The sequence below is a fragment of the Aquicella siphonis genome (assembly GCF_902459485.1).
Lineage (GTDB): Bacteria > Pseudomonadota > Gammaproteobacteria > DSM-16500 > DSM-16500 > Aquicella > Aquicella siphonis.
Map to the genome: position 1 here is coordinate 1,099,991 of NZ_LR699119.1, position 21,971 is coordinate 1,121,961.

The following is a 21,971-nucleotide window of genomic DNA, read 5'->3' on the forward strand; positions in this document are numbered from 1 at the left end:
ACATCAGTTAATGAGGATAGGGGAAGATGTCTGAGCAAAATGCTTTCCATCAGATATTAGGTGACAGCGTGGCAGACTGGCGGATTCGCCGTACTCCTGAGTTTACTGAAATCAGGGGGAGATATTGCAGTTTACAGCGACTGGATGCGGACAAGCATGCCGCAGCCTTGTATGATAACTTGCAGGCCGATAATCCGGGGGACTCGTGGACATATCTCCCTTATGGTCCGTTTGAAAACTCAGATGCTTTCAGAGCGTGGATACAGGAAACCTCCCGCGATGGCCAGGTCAGGTTGTACGCTATCGTTGATAATCAATTATGTCAGCCTGTAGGTGTCAGCGGTTATTTGCGGATTTCACCGGAACATGGGTCTATAGAAGTGGGACATCTGCATTTTTCCAGATACTTAAAAAAGACACCAGCGGCAACGGAAGCCATGTATTTGATGATGCGATATGTGTTTGATGAGCTGGGCTACAGGCGCTATGAATGGAAGTGTAATGCGCTGAACCAGCCGTCCATTAATGCCGCCAAGCGCCTGGGATTTCAGTTTGAAGGGATATTCAGGCAAAGCCATGTCTATAAAAACCGCAACCGTGATACCGCCTGGTTTTCCATTATTGACAGCGAGTGGCCTGCCTTGAAGGCTGGTTTCCAGAAATGGCTGCATCCTGATAATTTTGACGCCAATGGCATGCAGATCAGACGGCTTCACGAGCTATTGCTCCGTTATTGCGAATCCGCCTAGCGGCTGAAGCAGCCAGTCTTCCTGCCCGACGGCAAAAGGTTGTCATTATAAAAGTTGCTAATGTTAATGATAATCATTATCATTAACATTCTTACATTACAATAATGATAACAATACCTTCCAGGCATGATCAAATCTCGCACAGCCAGGCGTATCTTTATCCTGATGATGATAGAAACGAGTCTGTTTTCTTCATTTATGGAAGCTGCAGCTATGCAGCCTCGAAAATTATTCGAATCGGATTATTTCAATTATGACGGACACGTTTTTTTTAATGTCTCCCAATCTGGCGCGCAAGGAGAAAAATACCTGCTGAATGAACAATTGTCCAACATCAAACTCGCGACGGATTGGCGGCCGGCGTCCTGGGTGAAATGGCATGGGCTCCTGATTTACAATACCTCTCCTACTCCTATTACCCCCGCATTATATTTTGAGCAGGCATTTTTTGATTTTCAATCAGGCCGAATGCCAGACAAATACATATCCATTGGCAAGAAATGGCTGCCTTTTGGCAGTTACAAGAATGATTTGATTTATAAACCGCTGACGAAAGCATTAGGACAGACAAATGAATTAGCGCTTGAGCTGGGATATGATAATGTCAATTATGCGAGTCTCAGTTTTTACAAGCCTCATAGCACGATTCGTTCCGCTGCTCTTCCGGTTTATTACAATCTGAATGCAGGGCGGCGGAATCAGTTTCTTGATATAGGCGCCAGTTATCTTTATTCGATAACGGACAGCCAATTGTTTCAGTATAACAAGGGCTGGGGCGGTTTTCTTGGACATACTGTTGAAAATCAAGTGCCTGGCGCTGCGGTGTATGCGAACCTGAAATATCAAGATTTTAATACGAATCTCACCTATGTGACGGCCGTCAGGGCATTTCACGCGAATGAAATGAGTTATCAGGCCCGGGGAGCAAAACCGGCCGCGTTGAGCGTGCAAAGCGGTTATGAGTTTGATGTCAGACAGATTCCGGTTAAATTCATAGGATTTTATGATCATTCACTGCAGGCGTTGGCGTTGAAACTGCCAAGAAAACGGGCTGGGATAGGTTTGAACATTTATCCCAGCCGCTTTCTGGATGTGCAGTTTCAGGTATTCAAAGATTATAATTACGCAAACGGTGTTAATGCCGCAGGCCTGAATCAGTCTGTATCGGGGAATTCCAAAATTACCAATACCGTTGCCATGCAGCTGGTTTTGAATTTTTAAACTAAAATATGACACCGTTCAATGAACATTGGAAACGGCCATATTCTGGCTGCTGATGCGGTTGGGCACGATAAGCAGATACCATGACAACAAGGCAGCGGTACCGCAGGCGGCAATAAGCAGGCTGACAGGGATGGCGGATGTGGTGGACAGGTGGCTCATGATGACACTGCTGAGCGCTGACAGGGAGAAATTGAGTGACAATGAGGCGGCGGAAGAAATCCCCACGAAATTGGGAAATGGAATCGCCGTTCCGACGGCGGTAATCGTCATGATAAACCCGGTGCCAACATAAAATATGATCATGGGAATAATGATGACGGCAACATTTGCATAACCCATGCCTATCAGCAAGGCCATGATAGATGTCGATACCGCGAGTATGACTACACCTGTTCCCATCATGTTAACCAGATTATATTTCTTGACCAGGCGCCCGCAAATCAGCGTGCCAATCAGATGCCCGACAGCAAGACAGGTGATCAGCATTCCAAAAGTATTTTTTGAAACGCCATATGACTTGATCAAGAGAAAGGAAGAAGCTGTATTAAACGCGGATTCGCCGGCTATCATGAATATCGAGCATAATACATAACCGAGAAATACTGGATGGCTCGCAATCATTTTGTAATAGGAAACAATCTTCATCATGCTGAGCGAAACTGCTGCCTTGGGTGTGTGGGTTTCCCGGAGAAAAAACAGGCAGAAAATGAAGATCAGCGCGCTGTAAACTGCCATGATCATGAATGCAGTCTGCCATGGATAATGCGTGGCAATCAGGCTGCCCAGCATGGGCAGAAACGCGATGATGACCGAGGCGGCCAGAAAAACGTGGCTGAAAACAATGGCCGCCTTGTTATGCTTGTAGGTGTCATTGACCATGGCGCGGCCGACCATGACGGTCGCGCTGACCCCCAGGCCCTGAATTAGTCGCGCGAAGAGCAGGACTTCGATTGAAGCAGTGAAATATGCGAACAGATTCCCGAATGAAAATAATGCCAATCCCAGCAACATGAATATCTTGCGGCCGTATTTTTCTGACAAGGGCCCGAAAGCCAGCATGCCGGTTGCTTTGCCGAACAGAAAAATGCTGATGGTATATTTGGCCATGGTGGAGCTGGTGTGCATCTGCTCGGCCAGGGCGGGCAGGGATGGCAGAATGAATTTAACCGCCATGACGCCTAAAAACCACGTGGAAATTAATAATAATTCGAAAGTCATATTGTCGTTTTTCATGATGATTGGTCCGCAATCAGTTTTTCTTCAGGTGCCGTTTTTAATGATTTGGCGCTAAGTAGAATGACGATGCCCGCCATAACATACAAGAGAGCGGTCATCAGAAAACTGGTGGTATAGCCAAAATGTGCTTCTATCAATGCCCCGGCTATAATGCCCAGCAGATTACCCAACTTCGTTGCGCTGTTGCCAAAACCCAGGAACAAACCATGATCGCGGGTATGAGTATTGTCCACCAGCACTCTCAGCAAGACCGGAAGCAGGGCGCCCAGACAAATGCCCCATAACAGTCTTAACATGAAAATAGCAATGGCAGAATCGGCGTAAGCTTGTACGGACTGGAGTGCGGCGCATAAAAATAATAGTCCCGCAATTGTGGTATGCACTGAATGACCTTTGCTGACAAGCCGGTCAAAATACCGGCCCCAGGATGGCGCGGTAAGAAAGATCATCAAACCGGTTGCGGCGTACAAGACACCGACGGTGATATCGTTTCCGCCCAGTTTTTCCGTGACGAATAATGAAAATACCGGCGTAATCATCGCGCGCGCCAACTGGATAGCAATAATGACCAGTAAAATATTCAGAATATGCCGCTTGATGCAGGAAAGCATTGTGCCGAATTGATTTTCATTACGGGCATCGACGGTATTTGTATTTTGATAAGTGTTTTGCAACAGTGTTAAAAATGCGATGGTCACGAGCGCGCAGATAACGGAAGAGCTACTGAATATGGATTGATATCCTCCATAGGTGGCGATTACGCCGCCCAGCAGCGGGCCGAGCAGATTACCCACGGCGGTTGCTGATTGCAGTTTCCCCATGGTCGCGCCGCGTTCGTTTTCCGGGCTGATGGCAAGTGCCCAGGACTGGGCTGCGACGATAAAACCGGCCAGCACGCCTTGCAACAGACGGAATGTGAAAATCAGATATACATTCGAAAAACATAGAATGAGTGTCTGGGTAATGAATAAACCCAGGCAGGCGCGTATCACCATGGGTTTATAACCGTATTTGTCTCCCAGTCGTCCCCATAGCGGAGAACTGAAGGTGGAAGAGAAGAACGGCGCGATATAGATCGCCGCGCTGTAGAAGCGAACCTCGCCGGGACTAAAATCTCCCAGTTGCGAGATATAAAGCGGCCAGTAAGGGAGGCTCATCGCCAGCATGGCAATTAACAGGGTCTGCCCGGTCCACAGGATGTTTAACTGGGTTTTCCAGCCTGTTTTGATAATCGCTTCCATGTGTCATGAGTCTCTTAACGGATTTTTCAGGTGAATATAAATGTATTTGTTGTAAAGGTTGTTCAGGCGCATGCGCATGAGGCCCTTGATTTGCCAGTCATCCTCCATCACCGCCTGATATTCTTCCTGCCATCGCTGCGGATTCACTTTTTCTCTTATTTCATGAAAACGAGCATGCAGGATGGATTTGACCAATTTCCAAAATACGGATTCCGGAGCGCGGTATTCCTGAGCCAGCAACAGAATAATTTCACCAAGATGATATTGAATAACTGTGTGAAGAAATTTGTTCGTGACTTCCTGCCGGTCTTGCGTGATGGTCGCGGATTGGGGATGCGCTTCGAGTATGTAGCCCTGCTCATACAAGGTGGGAGCGTGAATACGCAGCCCGCCCAAATCCCGTGCAATCATACGGACGGGGTGATGATGGCGGAACACCGCGATGGTATTTTGCTGATGGCCTTCCAGTGCAATGCCATAGACCAGAAACAGATCCAGATAGGCCTGAATGACGATGCGACAATATTCCGAAAAATAGGCGATCGCATCGTTTAACGAATTTCCAGCGCCCATGTGTATCATTTCAATAAATAGCGGCACACGATGCAGTGGAGATTCTTCAAACAGGGCGGCTACCACGATGGGCGTTTCATTTTTATCCAGCAGATTAACCGGGTTGTCGCGATAGATAATACCCAGGTGCTTCTCAATTTCTGGATTAGCAAAATGCACATGCATACTGTAGGATTCATAGGCCAGCTTTAACCGTCCGCCAAAATGTTTTTCCTGATCAAGTATTTGTCTGAGAATCTTGCCCAGTCTGGGCCCGTTATGCACGGATGCGGGGGAAATGGTGCGCATGGCGCTGGTGCTGTGCACGGCAACTGGCAATTTGATGTGCGGCTGTCCCGAATCGTTTTTGATCATCAGTGTGCGGAATGACAGACTGGCTTTTGTGGTAACGTAAATATCCCTGAAATAGATCAACTTGCCGTTATCAATGAAGGTGTGAAACAACTTGGTGATGACGTTTTCATATTGCCATGGATGAATGAAAAGCGGATAAAAGGCGTCTGCGGCTAAACCGCTCGCCCGCATTTTTTCTGTCCAGGCTTTCCACGCATCCGGAAACTGAAGTGAGAACCATTCAGTAAAATCCTGCTCTGTCTCTTTTTCCAGATGGATAATGCTTTTGTCCACGGCCGCGAGCGGCAGAAGAATGTCCTGGTTAAATTCGGGGGAATATTTCTGGTATGCTTTGGTGCTGAATCCCAGTTTGGTTTTATGGCACGGATGATAAGGATGGCCTTTGGCAGCCCAGGATTCAAAAAACATCAGCTGTTCAGCGGGGGTTAGGCGTGAATTGACATATTCGAAGAGGCTGTTGGCATTGAATTGCGATAATTCCCTAGCGAGCTGATGGTTGAAATTCCGGCTGAAACCTTCGACCAGATTTTTATTGATATTGCAGTTGTTAATTTCTGCTGCAAACTTGTCCCATTGCGACGGATCGATCATGTCGCTGAGTTCCAAGCGGATCAGGCTGAGCAGATGATCCACTCTAGTAATGATTTGAAACTGGCTTTGCGATATCAGGAAAATTTCACCGTCAATTTTGAGTTTACCCAGTTGGAATTGCTGGACTTTACTGGCAATAATGGTTTTCTTGCTGCGAGGCAGAGAAATCAGCAGCAGGGAGTCCTTGCAGACATGCGACAATAACTGCTCGCGTACGCAGGCGTGCAGCAAGCGCTTGATCAATTGATTTTCCGTGTTTGGTGAAGGCCATGGTGTTGCGTTTGCTGTCATATGCGTACCCGCGATTTTATTGTTGTGGTGTAGGGATCATGGTTCGCAAATGATAATCATTATCATTTAAAACAGCAACCATAGAATTGATTCTTTTTCTGTTGCTCAAATAACGCGCAATCATTAATACGGCAATACCGCAGTATCAAGTTCGCACCGAAGCTAAATCACCAGCGGTTGCAATGATTTTGTTAATCTTGACCAATAGTTGACTCTTGCCCTATGCTAGTGAATGGCGGTAACCAAGTGTTCAGGTTAATGCGCGGATTCAACATTGCAAGATATTGTTTACTGCTCTATGGGTAATTTCTATGCAAACGTATTTATATCTCATTAAGTTAAGCTGGCAGCCATGAGATTGCGTCGATAAAACGTTTGAAAGCGGATCACACTTTGTACTGATCATGGAGGGTTGTATTTTATGTCATCCAAGTCCACAAATGAAGACACAAAAGGATTGAATCCATCAAGCCAGAGCCACTATCCGGTTCCGACAGATAATTCAAATGTTGAAAGAGCCGTTCCGCGCTCAATGATAGGAAAAGCGGTTACCATACGCGGCGACATTGCTGCCAGGGAGGATGTCTTGATTAATGGCCGGCTTGAAGGGTCAATTGCTCTAAAATCCAATAAACTGGAAATCGGGGTTGATGGCCACATCGAAGCCAATATGTTTGCAAAAGTCATTGTCGTCAGCGGTAAGGCATTCGGTGATGTGTACGCCAGTGACCAGGTGGTCGTCACCAAGACAGGCAGTGTGATTGGGGACATTTATACTGCTGATGTGAGCATAGAAGACGGTGCGCATATCAAAGGCAATATTGACATGCAAAAACAAGATGTTTTCAAACAGCATGCTGTTCCGGAGATACAGGATGAAAGCCATAACAAGTCGTCGGGTTTTGGTTTCCTGTTTAAAAAGGGACGGGAACATGAACATGAACAGGCTGAACATGATGCGGGCCAAGGCGATCATGCGCACGTCAATGTATCAGAAGAATTGATTCCTTTATCAGTAAATAACAAGTCGGATTCCGAAAACCTTTATCCTGATCAGTCAATCATCGGTGAGTCAGTCATGATCAAAGGTGAATTGATAGCGGAAGAAGACGTGGTGGTAAAAGGTCAGATAGACGGCGTGATTTATTTCAAGAACAACAGCCTGGGTTTGGGGCCTCACTCCCAGATTCATGCCAATATTTTTGTCAAGTCTATCGTTGCTCATGGAGAAGTAAAAGGCGATATTTACGCCAGCGACCAAATTATCCTGAAAAAACCTGGACATGTGAATGGCAAGCTGCATTCACCACGCGTCAGCACAGAAAAAGGTGCTGTGATCATGGGCAGTATCATTATGGAAGCGCAAAATATTGAAGAAATCTATGCCAACTTTACTGGCTCCAGAGCAACTGATCAGCATCAATCGGGCACGGTCGAGAATAGGGAACGCATGGAGGCTGCTGCTCATCCTGCGAGAACGGCTGAAGAACGCGCGGATTCCGGCAGCAGGGCTGCGGCTTCGACCAAGGAATCTGGCTGGCCAATTTTTTATCCCCGGTCATGATTTTTTGAAAGGCCATCTCGCGATGGCCTTTATCGAGAGCGTTCATTGCACTCTGTCAGTGTAATGAACATTCTCTTTTTATTCCTGCAACCTGCCCCGTCTGATTTGTTTATTTGTCCGATGGGATTGCAGTAAGATTGTCTGCTGTCACGAAGCCATGCGCTTGCGGAAAAACCTGAACATTGCCATCAGGACAGCTGCGACCGGAAGAGCCAGAAGGATGCCAAAAAATCCGAATAACGCGCCGCCTGCCATGATGGAAAATATGACGGCGACCGGATGCAAGCCTATGCGTCCGCCGACCAGATAAGGTGTCAGTATATAGCCTTCTATCAATTGGCCTATGATGAAAACAATAATCACGGAAATAACCGCTTCTTTGGTTCCTGTCTGTACTATGGCTGCAATGATCGCGGCAATGACGACGAACAAGGATCCCAGGTAAGGCACGATGCTTAACAGTCCGCCTATTAAACCTATCATTAATCCCAGCTTCAAGCCAGCCAGCGACAAACCAACGCCATATATGACGCCAAGACAAAGCATGACAAGTAATTGACCGCGTATGAAAGCGCCCAGGACTTCATCGCAATCGCGCGACAATTGAATGATAGTGGGCGCAACTTGTTTGGGGAGCAGACTCTTGATGCCGGCAATAACTTTGTTCCAGTCGCGCAGGAGATAGAATGTCACTACTGGCGTCAGGACAATGCTGATGATTGATTGAATGGCGGCAAAACCGGATTCCACAAATGTGCTGATGACCCAGCCTGTTTTCGACAAGGTTGCGGGAATGGATGTTTTCAATGTGTTAATGTTAACGAATTGCAGCAGCCACGGCATGCCGACATTTTGGGCCCAGTCCAGCAGGTGGGGTATTTGTGCCGCTAATATTTCCAGCTGCTTGACGATTAAGGGCAAGGCCAGAGAAATCAGCAGAATCACACCAAGAAAGAGTGACAGAAAAATCAGAACAACGCTAAGCAGATGCGGGACATGCCACGCTTCAAGACGTTTCACCAAAGGATCAACCAGATAGGCGAGCAGGGCACCAAGCAGAAATGGAGTCAAAATGGGCGCCAGCAGATAAAGGAGTGTAATAATCACTAGACTGACAAAAATCAGGGTTGATTGATTGGCTAGGGCTTTCATGCTGCTCCTTGTCTGGCATGCGATTGGTCAACCATGATTATTATGTATTTTTGTATCGTGTGACAAGCAGGCTGGCGCATGCCCGGTGTCAGGGTGGAAGCTGTCCGGAATAATTAGATTTGCTTATTGATTATATTGATAATTTGAACGCGTCCTGGATATCGTTTATAGTTTAACCGTGTCAGTAGAGACAAATGGAATCATGAGGCCCACATCATCCAGGGTATTTCGGGTTAAAGTCTTATTCGCAATCCTGTTCACCTGTCTCATGCTGACGGGAGGGTGGTACATGATAACCATGCCAGGCACTTCATATAGCGGGCCGTTTTTGCCCTTGTCTCCTTCTGAGAAAGCGATAAGCTTGAAATTAAAAAATCACGTCACTTATCTTGCCGGCACGCTGGGTGAGCGCAATAGCGTATATGTAAAAAATTATCAAGCCGCGGCGGAGTACATAGAAGATACTTTTCGCCATTTTGGTTTAAATGTCACTGATCAGAAATATATAGCCGATGATGTGATGGTAAGAAATATCATCGCTGAAAAACGCGGTCATTCAAAGCCGGAAGAAGTGATCATCATAGGTGCCCATTATGATACGGTTTATGGATCTCCGGGAGCGGATGACAATGCCTCAGGTGTGGCGGCAGTGATGTTGCTGGCTGAGCTGCTGAAAGATAAAACCTTGGAACGAACAATACGATTCATTGCTTTCGCCAATGAAGAACCGCCGATTTTTTATACCTCGGATATGGGAAGCTGGCGTTATGCCCGGTTGATGCGTGAGAAAAATGAAAACATTGTCGCCATGTTTTCCATAGAAAGCATAGGCTATTATACTGAAGAGGAAAATAGTCAATCCTATCCTCCTTTGCTGGGATTGGTTTATCCGGCCAGAGGAAATTTCATTGGGTTTGTGGGTAACCTTGCATCACGCAAATTGGTGCAACAAGTCATTTCCATTTTCCGAAGCCAGGTATCGTTTCCATCTGAAGGCATTGCGGCGTTCAGTCTTATTCCTGGTGTCAGCTGGTCAGACCACTGGTCTTTCTGGAAGCATGGCTACCATGCTGTTATGGTGACTGATACCGTACCTTACCGAAATCCGCATTATCATCTGGGCACAGACAGGCCGGATACACTGGATTACGAGCGCATGGCTCGTGTGACCAACGGATTATCGAATGTAATGATAGAATTATCGGGAAGTGCGATAGATAAATAAAAAATATCAATTTTTTTGTGCTGGCCCTGTTCTTGATTTGCAGAAACAATCACTTGATATGAAAACCTGCCGGCCGCCTTTGATCTTCCTCCCCGAAATGCTGATCAAAAATGATTGTTTCTTCATCCGTGATCGCTTAAATTGGATAAGATAAGAAAAATCCTGATAAGGCAAGACGGGCATTCGTGTCAAGGATTTAGCTCCTGAAAACACAAACGAGGGTCAGATATGAAACAATCGCTGATACTGTTACGACAGTTTGAAACCTATGATTTGCAAAATCGCGACAGCTTATTGGAGCCATACAAGCGTAATCTGGATGAGGCAATTCAACGGTTTCTTGTGCAATTTAATCACGATTTTCATGGCGCCTGTTCGGTGGACTGCACAGATTCCACATTGCTTCAAAGCTATCTTGAAGCTGCCCTTGCAGATGAGGTTTCGCAGCAAGATGTGGCAACCCTGCAAAAACTCCATCTTCTGATTGGCAGAGTCTTGTCTCCTGACCAGATGGAAGATCAAGACGTGATCCCGCGGTTGAGAGTTCTATATCAAGCATTGCAGCAAAAGACACTGCATGTTTTTCAGGCGCAAGGAACACTGGCTGGCCTGTTGGCTATTATTGCGTCGGCGAAAGCAGACAGCTGGGAGGAGCCAAGGGTTGTTGCCGAACTTGAAAAAATCGAAACAGGGCTGGTCGATATAAAATTATCCGGACGCCCTGCCATGGAGGATTTGCTTGATCTTCAATCGAAAGTGTTGTCTTTATCGCAATCCGGGACCGGAGCCAATAAAAAATATATCGTTTTCCTGAACAATATTTTCAGAGGCGACTTGTCTGGCTTGCTGGAGCAGCTGGCGGCAGCCAGCCCTGATGAGATAATCTGCCATTATAAACATACCCATGCTGTACTGCCAGGATTGATCAATGTCTTGATGCTGGCAAGAAAAAACAATCTCAACAATCCGCAGCTGATTCTTCAGCTGGATGCCATCACACGGCGTGTCAGCCGCTGGCAGCGCCAAGGCCGCATGGATGACCTGGGAGAAATTGTTGAGCAGCTGGAAATAATCAGTAAAAGTGTTGGCTGCGAAAACAAGACATTTATTCGCCTGGCCAATCATATGCTGCAAGATGGGAACGTGCTCGGTGACATTAAGGTTGAAATCACGCCTGAAATACATCAATCAGGTATGGAGTTACCGCGAAAAGCGCGCAAGGTGGCGCTAGTGGATATTGATGGAACCTTGATTCTTAAGTCCGGCGGTATCAATTTGAATCTGATTGCTAAGCTGAAAGAATATGACGATGTGATCTTGTTCACCCAGCGCAGCAAATTTTTACAGATCTCGAATATTTATTCTGTTCTTGCGATGCTGGCGCCTGAAGCCGCAGTGCCCGAGCATATTACAACCAGTCATGTCATATTGGCTTTGCAGGCACACGGCATTAATCCTGTCGGGGTGTCTTCCTCTGTCGATCCTTTTTTTGGCGAACCCATGTGTTATTACGATGGCGCGCAAATGGAGGCATTCGAGGCAGAGGCATTCGAAATGGGGTTGGAAGTTAAGCTGCACCCTGACCGGCAGCCCCAGGGATTGTCTTCATTGACAAGGGAAATCGAGGCTGATAACAAACATATCCAATCGCGGCTGGCAAGCCAGTCTGACGACAGCCAGCAACATGCGCCGCCTGACCAATACTATCCCAAAAACAAGGTTGTCCAGTATGCGCATTTACTTCGGGAATTGAAATCGCGATATTCCGATGCGCAGCTGGAAGTGTCGGTATTTGACGATCAAGCGGATAATCTGGGCGAAATCCTGGATTCGAAACTTATTCCTGAATGTGACAAGCCTGTCGCATTTCTGGTGGATTCTTATTCCTGCGCGCCTTTGCTCATGCGGCTGCCAGGCATAGACCAGGAGAAGTATTCCAGGCTGCTGTTTAAAAATCTCGCGCTTTTCGTTGATTACCTGCTGGCGCTGAGATCGTTGAATACGCAATCAGTGCACCATGGATTGCTTGAGCAACAGGTGGATGAGGTGATAGAGAGACTGTTTCGCATCAAATCAGCTATGCAATTTGATGCTGCTCTACTGGATATTGCCGCCCCCCTGGAGGTTATCAGCAAGATACCTGATCTTAACCTTTTGACGCCGGATGTTACACCAGTCGATTTGCTGTCTGCGATTCGCGGAAATCCTTCTGCTACCCCTGCCAGAATGTTGATTGAATATGTCAGGCAAGAATTCCATTCAGACCATTCGGATTCTGAGTTTTCTCAAGGGATAAAAGATGCCAGAACACTGACAGTGGGTGAATTTCATATCGCGCGCTTGCTGCGTCCGGCACAGCGCAATTTTACCAGATTTTATCAAGCATTGTTTGAATCATCCTATGATGATGACGCTATGAATGATACCGAGCATGAGCATGTGCTGGAGACGAAATATAATCGATTTCTCGCAACGGCTGATAGTCTGGGGCGGCTTGGCCTGAAAGATGCTGCGCCATCGCTGATGCGTGCTGCGATTTCAAATTTTTTCAAAACGACAGAGATCGATATCATTGGGTATTACAAGCTCCGTGCCTTTTCCCAGGTTTTAGAATACAAATCAGATCTTTCGGCCGACAAGTCGCGTTATTACATGGGGCTGAGCTTTTATTTCGAACAAGCGGGAGGGATAATTGACCAGGCTCGCATAAATATTTTGACCGGTATCGCGTATAAGAAAGGAATCAGAAATCCTGAAGAAGTCGATACGTTTATCGAGCAAAATGTGGACCATTTTGAGGCCTTGGCCAGGAAGGAATTGATGGCGGCACTGGTAAGCCGCTATCCTCTCGCGGAAATACCAGCCAGGATAAGAGAATTGATTCCGATCAAAGATGACAGGAATCGTTTCAATCGCGAGTTTTTTGAGTACCAGGTTACACATGCTTATGAAATTCACTATCGTCAGATGAAACTGACAATTTATGACGATTTGGATCATGCGGCAAAACGGCTGTATGAGCAAAGACTTGCCGAATTTCCGCATGATCATTTCAATTATAAACTCGCCACAAAAAGAAACGAGGGCTTGTCACTGGTCGCCTTGTCGAAAACGCAGGGAATGGACAGAAAAACCAATCCCATTTACGATCAGTTGATCAGAGAGTCGGAAACTGAATATGAAACGGCAAAGCAGGAATTGAGAGCTCATTGCCGCAAAGAGGTTTATGAACGCGCACGTGATGCAAGAATCCAGGCTGGCGATGAAGTGGCCAGGCAATTTATTATTCATATCAAATCCCTGATAAAAATACGCGATGGAAAGCCGGAGTCAGAATTCTGGGCTGTCAGATAGGCGGAGAAGAAGTCAACGTGCAGGGGACAATGGTCTATCTGCCTGCCAATGTCGCAAAAATTTATACGCATTGCACGAGTGCATTGCAGGACGGACAGACACTCTTGCATTTTAATGCCATAGCCGAAATTGGCCTGACGGCGAGCGAACCTCATAGTTTCGATTTTTTTGGTTTGCGAAAGCGTGATGCGGTTACCCAGCGGTTTTATGATTTATTCCGAGAAGCGTATGCCGAAAAAGAGCGGTTCATCCCCATGCTTGGTGCCGCAAGATGTCATTAAAAATATGAATCACTGTTTCAGCGCCAGAGTGGATGCCAATTCTGCCGTTGCGGGTGAATGCGCGGCGCTGAATAAGCCGGCATGATTAAAAATCCATAATAAAATCATGCACTAGTCTTATTGTGATATAATAAGATAATGATTAGAGGAATTCCTGCGATGTTGTGAGGATGCTGATGACACTGCTTGATTCCATGGCTGTGGAATTTGATATATCTAACCACAAATACCAACCTGTGGGCGTGGATTCGTTGGAGCAGATGTCGCGCGATTCCTCGAAAATTTACTGGGTGCATTGCGATCTGACCAAAGTTAATGATTTCAAGTCGATCGCGGAAAAATTGCATTTGCCTGATGATGTCATCCAGTTATGCGGCACCGAAGAAGTCATGCCTAAGCTACTGGATTCAGGCGAGTCATTGACTATACGCCTGCAGTCCCTTATTTCATGGAATGCGCATGGGAAGCATCAGGCTCAACTGGGCAATCTGGTCATTCACCTGACTTCGCGTTATTGCCTGACGCTAACAGACAAGCCTATTCCTGCGATGGCTGAATTCACCCATAGTTACCCCAAGGCATTGAAATATGCAAAAACACCGTGTTTCATACTGTTTCTGATTCTGGATAATGTGATTAACGATTATTCGGAAGTGCTTTTTGATTTTGAATTATTTGTAGAAAAGCTGGATACAAAGCTGCGTGAATCAGAGCATAATCCTTACAATGATGTCATGTACATGAAAAAGCAGGTAATGAAAATCAAACGGTATTCCACCGCGCTCAGGGACATATTAATGCGGATTTCAGGGCGGAAAATTCCGGTCGTGTCCGAGCAATGCCGCGTATCACTCATGAATTTGTTTGACCACAGTCAAATGATTGTCGGAGAAGCGGATGCCATTCGCGATATTCTTAATGGCACGCTGGATCAAATTGATAACGCCTTGATGCAGCAAATGAATGAATCCATGAAGGTGTTGACGGCATTTGCCGCCATTTTTCTGCCCATGACGCTTATCGCGGGAATATATGGAATGAATTTTCACTGGATGCCGGAACTGCAATGGAGATATGGCTATTTCTGGGCGTTGTTTCTGATGTTTTTATGCTGTTTCTTCCTGATCTTTCTCTTCAGAAAAAAGAAGTGGCTTTGACCGTGCGTGCTTGTCTTGCGGCTGCGGTCATCAATGCTCCATCCGCAATCTGTTTTTCATCCATGTTTTCAATTCGGACTATCAATCCGTCGGTATCCGGTTCTGCTATTCCGGAAACCGGGCGTCCGGTGCGGGCTGGACGCCTGATTGTGATAAGGCAGCTGTTTCAGTATGCCTTCACACGCCTGTCTAATAGGGTCTGACGATTACCTTGGTGCCGACATTGACAAAGTTGAATCGCAGCCATTCGGCGTCAGATACATGCAAGCGCACGCAGCCGTGGCTTATATTGCCTTCCACCACTTCACCTTCATGTACCCCGTGCAAAGCCTGGCCGCCATGAAAGAACATGCAGTAAGGCATGGGTGCGCCGCCTTTGGGAATGGGAAAGATCTTGGACTTGCAATCAGCAGAACCTAGGGAATTCACGCGAAAATGGCCGGCGGAGGTCTTGCAGGGTCGGCCTATGTCAGGACACCAGCTTGATCCTGCTGTGGCGAGTCCCGAGCGGACTAGGCTCCCGTCTTTGTCATAAGCGCCCCAGGCGTGCACGCGTGGATCGACTACCACCACCTTTTCCCGGGTTTCAATTTGAGCGGGTAATCGCGATGAATAATCTGCTGGTGCATTATATGAATACATGGAGCCGCCGTCTGATGACATGTCGGATGACATGGACGAGCAGGCGCTTAGGGTGAGAGCTGCGACGGTAAGCAATGCCAATTGCGGAAAACCGGATCCAGCATTTCGCATATCAAGCACTCCTTTTTCTTTTTATACACTCTCATTGTAGCTCAAAATCAGAAGTGTGGTTTATTAGGAGTAATTAAATTGATATTGCATATGGTTTATCTGGGCAATTAGGATTGAATTGAAAGATATCTATTCAGATAAGCGCAGCGTGAGAAGACCTGTAGGGTTAATCATGGGTGCGGCAATCATTGCGGCACGTCGCATAATAAGGTTTTATCATATTCCTGCCTGAAAATATCTTCTATTGATTATGCAATTAGGTTGATAATTTAATGTAATTAATTAAAATTAATCCGCATAAAGCTTGGATAATAGGCTATTTTAGCCTGTTGTCATTCTTGACATCTGTCATCACGGCGCTCATTCCTATGCCTGCCGCCCATTCTTCCGGCAAGAGGATTATCTGATTTGCTTTAAGATTACCTTAATTTATTACAAGTACACTACGCCGCACAAAAAATAATCACAATATCGTTTGCGCGGTAACTTATATCTAATTATATAACCTGCCCCATGGGTGGTTATTGATAACCTTTACAATTAACACACGAGGTCCTCCATGCAAAGAAAGAGCCAACAGGAAAACAGTCCCCCAACTCTCAACCCTCAGGAGCAATTAAGACTGATCAGAATGGAACAGCAGAGAAAATATAAAGAACAATGGTTGAGGGAAAAAGCCAAAACACTGTTTGCCCAGCTCTTAGCTTTGAATGATTTTTTTGAAGATCATGTTATTCCAACCGGCAAGAACACGGATATTTTTTCTTCCGGCCAGATTGCGGATCGGTATCATTATGCGGTCATAGAATTGCAGCCTAAGCTGCAAGATTTTCTGGATGAGTTAAATGATTCTGATATTGATTTGAATGCCGTTGGACGTTGCATGCTGGAAAATGCCGGCATTGTCAATGTGGCCGCCGATGCTGACCAGGCGTTTGATCTCGCGCATTTGAATAAACTCATCAGCCTTATCAAGGAAAAAATTGATTATGTTGTCAATCACATTAATGACCGGGATTCGGAAAGACAATACCATGATAAAAGTATTATCGTTGAAATCAGACTGATCAAAGAGACACTTCACAGCATTATGAAACGCATGCATCCCGAAGTAGAGCAAGAGGCACGCGAGACTGACAGTGATGCCGCATCATTAACGGCCGATGCAACGGAAGCTACAGATGATGATATGGCTGAACCGGCAGCTGAATCAAACGCATTTTTGCTGCTTCCCGACGAAGTCTTAATGAATATACTGGAAACTTTACCCCTCACTGACTTGTTGAATTCCAGACTGATTTCCAAAACCAAAACCGGTGTTGTTGATGCTGTCATTGAGTTTGTTACGCGGCCAGGTTTTATCATCCGTCATCTGAGTCACCTCGACGGTATTGCCGGCCATCAATTTACCGCGTTCTATCAGCGTACGCGGCGTTATCAGGATTTAAAGCGGAAAGTTCTGGCGAAAGAACCGTTAACCAATGAAGAAGCTGTTTGCTACACGCTGACCAGGGATTGCGCCGCATTGCCTGACAATTTAAACCAGGCCATGGAATCACTGGATTTGGATGATGCGACCAGGCAGCATCTGGAACTGATTTTGTTGGCGACAAAAGAAATTGATTATATTCTAACCAAGACGGCTGACATGCGGTATCGCGATTCCGGAATGGTCCAGCACAAGTTTGCTGACAATAAAGACCGTCTTCTCAGTCTGCTAAACGAGCATCATCCACAGCGGTTTGTCAATTTGCTGGCGGGAGTCGATTTTAGCTATATGAACCTTGCCGGGATCGATTTTTCTCATCTTAACCTGGGTGGTGTCATTTTGCGCGACGCCGATTTGACGGGCGCGAACCTGTCGGGAGCCTGTCTGACCAACACTGATTTGACCGGCGCTCTCTTGCGCGGAATAGATTTGTCTACTACGGATCTGGGCGAAGCGAATTTCAGCAGGGCCAATCTTGCCGGTTCCAGGCTTTGCGGCAACAGTCTGCGCCGCGCTGACTTTGAATGGGCATTCATTCATCAAATCAATCTGCTTGATCCTGAGGCGCTGCACAGTGTCAGCACATTGCGTGCTTATCTTCGTCAATTCCAGAAAAACATTTCACAGCATTCGCCTGCCAGCCAGCGAAAACTGCAGGAACAAATGCTGCGAGAAATCGCTGCGCAAATTGAACAATCAGATAAACTTAATCAATCCGAGAAAATCGCATTACTAGGGGCCGCATGTGCCATTGTCAAGCCCGCTAAAGCGATTGTCGGGATATTTCCCTTTTATGACGCATGTCAGGAATTGAAGTCCCGGCTCCAGCCAAGTCCGCATCAGAAAGATAAGATTGAGCATCCATTAAAAAAAGAAGCAGCGGAAATTCTCGAGCGTATTTTTAAAATTCTTAATGGGACCCTCTCCGCGGCACCAGCAGCGCCGGTGCGTCAGGCTGGAAGACCTCATGCAGTTGCACGCGTTACCCGGCCGGAAGAAACGCGAATCAATGGTAGGGAATTTTCGCGAGAATTCAAATTGCTTTTGGAGTGTATCCATAAGGATCCGTCATTAAATTCCAGAGCCAGGATTACTGAAGCATTAGGCATCAGCGCGGAAACATGGCATCTGCTCTGTCTATTGAGCCCTGTTCTGCTTACTCCTACGGAATTTCCGCCTTCTCTGGTTGATACCCTTCCTGAGGTAGCGGGTGCCGAAAACACGGATGGAGATAAACGTTATGCCAGTGAAGTATTTGATGGGGCCATGTTTGATATTCGGAAGCTTCAGAAGATCGGATTGCAAGATCTGGAAAGCCATTTATACGAAGAAGAAGATTTCGTGATATTCGACGGTAATGGCCGTACCGAGGTGAGAGTCAAACTGGGTGATTTGTTTATTACCTATTGTCCAGGGGGTAAGGGAAGTGTGTCGTGCACAATTGCCATCCTGGATTTCGAAAAGCGTGAATGTAGAAATGTTTGCAATATTGATCTTGGCCGTTATGGAAGTACGCCGTTTGAAGCATTTGTTCCGCTGGATCCTTATGTCAATTATGGCAGCGCGACTTGTACGGGCTGGATATATACTCCCGCTGATGTGAAATGTATTGCGGAAGCCTATGCGCTCAAGAAACAATTAATTGAACATGTGTTTGCTTCCGAGAGGATCAATCGCGCTAAAAAATTGATTCCCGTTACGCACGCGCTGGGATTGCATTCGCACGAAGGCGAAAGTCATTTGGCATCACTGCCCATAGAAGTGCTTGAACTGGCTTGTGCTTATGTTTACGCCGATATTCATAAAAATAAAAAAGGCCGTCAGGCTTCTCCTCTTGCCGCAGTCAGAGTGCTTTCTGAGCGCGTGCAACAGGAACGTTCAGCTTTGCCGCTGGATGACGAACAAGAGCATTCAATGCAATCCTGTGAAAAAGGGAAGGAGAAAGTCGTAGATAAAGAAAAGAAAAACGATAAAGGCAAGGAAAAGGAAAAGGAAAAGGAAAAGGAAAACAGACCGGCTTCTGCTATGCTGGCTGCTCCCAAAGGCAGGCAGGGGTTATTCGCGCAAGCGAATTCTGCCGCTCCGCAGCAATCGGGGGGAGCAACGCGAGCAAGCCGTCGTCCCGCGGTTCAAGCGCAAAATACTCAAGGCCCGACCCTGTTTGCCGGCACTCCGCAACAAAGCGGATCGACAAGCTCAAACCGTCCGGGTGCGCGCAGACCGAAACCGGTTTTCCTCCCTGATGATAGGACTTCGGGTTCTTGCTTGCTTTCATAAGTGTGAAACACGTCCGGCAGGAGAAGGCCGGGCGTGTTTTTTCGAGACAGTTCAATGAACAGTCTCGTTTTTCAGCAGACACGGTTTATTCTTGTGGTTAGTTGTGAGATTCCTCAGGTCATGAGCGCGTCTGTTTGAACAGCTAGGAAATCCGCGCTGTTCAAGGTATGATTGCTTCGCCGGCGCAGGTGTATCAGTCTTGAGCTGGCTGTTTTATAACGCTGATCTGTGACACTGGAATCATATCAGGAGTGAATCATGAGTAAAGGATACGAATTTAAACTGTTGGCCATGACAATATCGGCATCTGCTATGCTGTGTGCGAATTCATACGCGGCTGAAAGCCAATCCATGCCGTCCACGAACGGGAGTCAAACGCAAATGCAATCCTCAATTGATAAAAATGCGACGGCGGGCGCATCATTTCTAAATGAAAATAAAAACAAGCCAGGTGTGGTGACACTTCCGGACGGCCTGCAATACAAGATTATCAAGGAAGGCACAGGCGCCAAACCTACCGCCAACGATACTGTCACGGTTAACTATGCCGGCAGGTTAATTGACGGAACTGAATTTGACAGCTCCTACAAGCGCGGTGAGCCTGCCACGTTTCCGGTGAGTGGTGTCATAGCCGGCTGGACAGAAGCCTTGCAATTAATGAAAACAGGGTCTGTCTGGGAGTTATATATTCCTGCTAATCTCGCTTACGGCGAATACGGTGCGCCCCCCGTAATTGGACCGAATGAGACCCTGATTTTTAAAGTTGAATTGCTGAGTGTGAAAAAATAATCTGAGCCAGGAAATAAAATGCCCGCTCAATCCAGGCGGGCATGTTTTCAGGAAGATTTGAATTTCAGATAATGCTTACCGGCTGACAAAATTTCTTGCTGCAATTGCGACCATGATATAAGCCCATCCGCAGAATACCAGATCGATTCCAACAAACAATCCGATAATGAATAAACTGGAAGCCGGCCAGTTTGCCATGATCAAGATACCTAGCAGCAGGGTAATGATGCCGTTAAAGAGGCTCCAGCCCCAGCGCAGCATTTGCATGGACAGAGAATATATAACGCGAAACAAGCCCAGAATGATATAGGCTATGCCCAAAAGCAGGGTGATCGAAACGGAGCCGGCCAGCGGATTTTTAATGAGTATGCTGCCTGCCAGCAAATAGAGGATGCCCATTAAGACGTGTAGATAAAACCCGCTGCCTTTGCCGCGCCAGAATGTGAAAGCGTCAAAGATGACGACTACGCCGCCCAGTACTAGCAGTAAGCCAAGCGTGATAACGGTGATCAGGGTCGTGAGGGCGGTGGCGCTGATAGCAAACAATCCTAAAACGGCGATGGCGATGCCCCATAATAAAAACCACACCCAGTTTTTGCCAAACGCCAGCAAGTATTGATCAGTAATTCGCGACGATAATCCCATGTCTAAATCCTTTTAAAATGGTACTGGTACACTATACCATATTCGTTTAAATGATAAATATCCTCCTCACGCGGCTGTGGTGAGGCAGTCCAGGTCTCTTTACGGCTGATTGTCAGGCGAAGCAGACTGGCAGCTGGCGTCTATTTGTAGTCTGTGTCAATCGCTACAGCTTCCCATGATGACATGGTATCGGAAAGAGTAGAGATTTTTTCCCGTATCCGCTCATAGGCGAACTTGCCCAGCGGCAGATGTAATGGCGGCACTGGATTCGCGACTACCTGAATGATGGTTTGTGCGATTTTCTCAGGATCGCCTGGCTGGTTTCCCTTGTAATGATCCAGAGCGTTGAGCAGCAGGTTTCGTTGTTCATTATAATCTTCAATACCGTCAAATTTCAGCAGGGAATGTTCCAGGAATTTGGTGCGTAATGGGCCTGATTCAATCAGGGTGACATGTATTCCCAGCGGGTCCAGTTCTTGTGCCAGCGCTTCCGACATGCCTTCAAGTGCAAATTTACTCGCGTTATAAATTCCCAGAAACGGTGTCGAGATGATCCCGCCCGCGCATGACATATTCACGATATGCCCGGATTTCTGTTTACGCATGAAAGGCAGGGCGGCGCGTGTCAGGTTGAGAACGGCATAAAAGTTGGTGTCGAAAATTTTACGCACTTCCGCTTCGGGAATTTCTTCGATAGCGCCAACGATTCCATATCCTGCGTTATTCACGAGAACATCGATGCGGCTGAATTTTTTAATGGTCTCGGCTATCGCTTCCCTGATCTGTTCCGGGTTGGTCACATCCAGACTCAAAAGCAATACTCTGTCGGGATATTCATTTCTGAAACCCGCGATGTCGTTTATGTTCCTGGCTGTAATGACAACTTTGGCTCCTGTTGCAAGCGCCTGCTTGGCAATCTCTCTGCCAAAACCCGAAGAACACCCAGTGATAAACCAGACTTTTTCAGCGGACATGACACGGCCTCCTTTAGATGTTCTTCTCAGATATCTTTAATTTTAGCATCTG

Annotated in this window: 16 protein-coding genes; 9 read left to right on the forward strand and 7 right to left on the reverse strand. The window is 46.6% G+C overall.

Features of this window, described 5'->3' with window-relative positions; all coding sequences use genetic code 11:
- The first annotated feature begins 26 nt into the window (after positions 1-26).
- Positions 27-749, forward strand: a complete 723-nt coding sequence (locus tag AQULUS_RS05185; RefSeq protein WP_148339030.1) for a GNAT family N-acetyltransferase — start codon at positions 27-29, stop codon at positions 747-749.
- Between the two features lie 213 nt (positions 750-962).
- A complete protein-coding gene (locus AQULUS_RS05190; protein WP_232051843.1) occupies positions 963-1,970 on the forward strand; it encodes an LbtU family siderophore porin in 1,008 nt (335 codons plus the stop codon).
- A gap of 18 nt (positions 1,971-1,988) precedes the next feature.
- Here the strand turns inward: AQULUS_RS05190 and AQULUS_RS05195 are convergent, their stop codons facing one another.
- From AQULUS_RS05195 to AQULUS_RS05205, 3 genes are read right to left on the reverse strand one after another with little or no spacing between them, the layout of a single operon-like run.
- Entirely contained in the window at positions 1,989-3,206 is a 1,218-nt protein-coding gene (locus AQULUS_RS05195; RefSeq protein ID WP_148339032.1) for a multidrug effflux MFS transporter, read from the reverse strand.
- The gene (locus AQULUS_RS05200) at positions 3,203-4,450 is read right to left on the reverse strand and encodes an MFS transporter (RefSeq protein WP_148339033.1); all 1,248 of its coding nucleotides are present in this window, start codon (positions 4,448-4,450) and stop codon (positions 3,203-3,205) included. The genes AQULUS_RS05195 and AQULUS_RS05200 overlap by 4 nt, the downstream gene beginning before the upstream one ends.
- Positions 4,451-4,453: 3 nt before the next feature.
- Positions 4,454-6,259 (reverse strand): IucA/IucC family protein, encoded by a 1,806-nt coding sequence (locus AQULUS_RS05205; RefSeq protein ID WP_148339034.1) that lies wholly within the window; start codon positions 6,257-6,259, stop codon positions 4,454-4,456.
- A gap of 421 nt (positions 6,260-6,680) precedes the next feature.
- Here AQULUS_RS05205 and AQULUS_RS05210 point away from each other — a divergent pair, with 421 nt between their 5' ends.
- Entirely contained in the window at positions 6,681-7,823 is a 1,143-nt protein-coding gene (locus AQULUS_RS05210; RefSeq protein WP_148339035.1) for a bactofilin family protein, read from the forward strand.
- A gap of 147 nt (positions 7,824-7,970) precedes the next feature.
- Here the strand turns inward: AQULUS_RS05210 and AQULUS_RS05215 are convergent, their stop codons facing one another.
- Entirely contained in the window at positions 7,971-8,975 is a 1,005-nt protein-coding gene (locus tag AQULUS_RS05215; protein ID WP_148339036.1) for an AI-2E family transporter, read from the reverse strand.
- A 289-nt stretch (positions 8,976-9,264) separates the two neighbouring features.
- Here AQULUS_RS05215 and AQULUS_RS05220 point away from each other — a divergent pair, with 289 nt between their 5' ends.
- From AQULUS_RS05220 to AQULUS_RS05235, 4 genes are all read left to right on the forward strand, one after another.
- Positions 9,265-10,200, forward strand: a complete 936-nt coding sequence (locus AQULUS_RS05220) for a M28 family peptidase (protein ID WP_197737293.1) — start codon at positions 9,265-9,267, stop codon at positions 10,198-10,200.
- 228 nt (positions 10,201-10,428) lie between these two features.
- Positions 10,429-13,554 (forward strand): hypothetical protein, encoded by a 3,126-nt coding sequence (locus tag AQULUS_RS05225; protein WP_148339038.1) that lies wholly within the window; start codon positions 10,429-10,431, stop codon positions 13,552-13,554.
- A 17-nt stretch (positions 13,555-13,571) separates the two neighbouring features.
- Positions 13,572-13,835 (forward strand): hypothetical protein, encoded by a 264-nt coding sequence (locus AQULUS_RS05230; protein ID WP_148339039.1) that lies wholly within the window; start codon positions 13,572-13,574, stop codon positions 13,833-13,835.
- A gap of 176 nt (positions 13,836-14,011) precedes the next feature.
- On the forward strand, positions 14,012-14,992 hold the full coding sequence (locus AQULUS_RS05235) for a magnesium transporter CorA family protein (protein ID WP_148339040.1): 981 nt from the start codon (positions 14,012-14,014) through the stop codon (positions 14,990-14,992).
- Positions 14,993-15,181: 189 nt separating this feature from the next.
- Here AQULUS_RS05235 and AQULUS_RS05240 read toward each other — a convergent pair whose 3' ends face one another.
- Positions 15,182-15,745, reverse strand: coding sequence for a L,D-transpeptidase (locus AQULUS_RS05240; protein ID WP_148339041.1), 564 nt, complete (start codon positions 15,743-15,745; stop codon positions 15,182-15,184).
- 559 nt (positions 15,746-16,304) lie between these two features.
- Here AQULUS_RS05240 and AQULUS_RS05245 point away from each other — a divergent pair.
- A complete protein-coding gene (locus tag AQULUS_RS05245) occupies positions 16,305-19,511 on the forward strand; it encodes a pentapeptide repeat-containing protein (RefSeq protein ID WP_148339042.1) in 3,207 nt (1,068 codons plus the stop codon).
- Positions 19,512-19,862: 351 nt separating this feature from the next.
- Entirely contained in the window at positions 19,863-20,300 is a 438-nt protein-coding gene (locus AQULUS_RS05250) for an FKBP-type peptidyl-prolyl cis-trans isomerase (protein ID WP_408608949.1), read from the forward strand.
- A gap of 75 nt (positions 20,301-20,375) precedes the next feature.
- Here AQULUS_RS05250 and AQULUS_RS05255 read toward each other — a convergent pair whose 3' ends face one another.
- The gene (locus tag AQULUS_RS05255; protein ID WP_148339044.1) at positions 20,376-20,945 is read right to left on the reverse strand and encodes an HdeD family acid-resistance protein; all 570 of its coding nucleotides are present in this window, start codon (positions 20,943-20,945) and stop codon (positions 20,376-20,378) included.
- Between the two features lie 140 nt (positions 20,946-21,085).
- Positions 21,086-21,919 (reverse strand): oxidoreductase, encoded by an 834-nt coding sequence (locus AQULUS_RS05260; protein ID WP_148339045.1) that lies wholly within the window; start codon positions 21,917-21,919, stop codon positions 21,086-21,088.
- Positions 21,920-21,971: the final 52 nt, after the last annotated feature.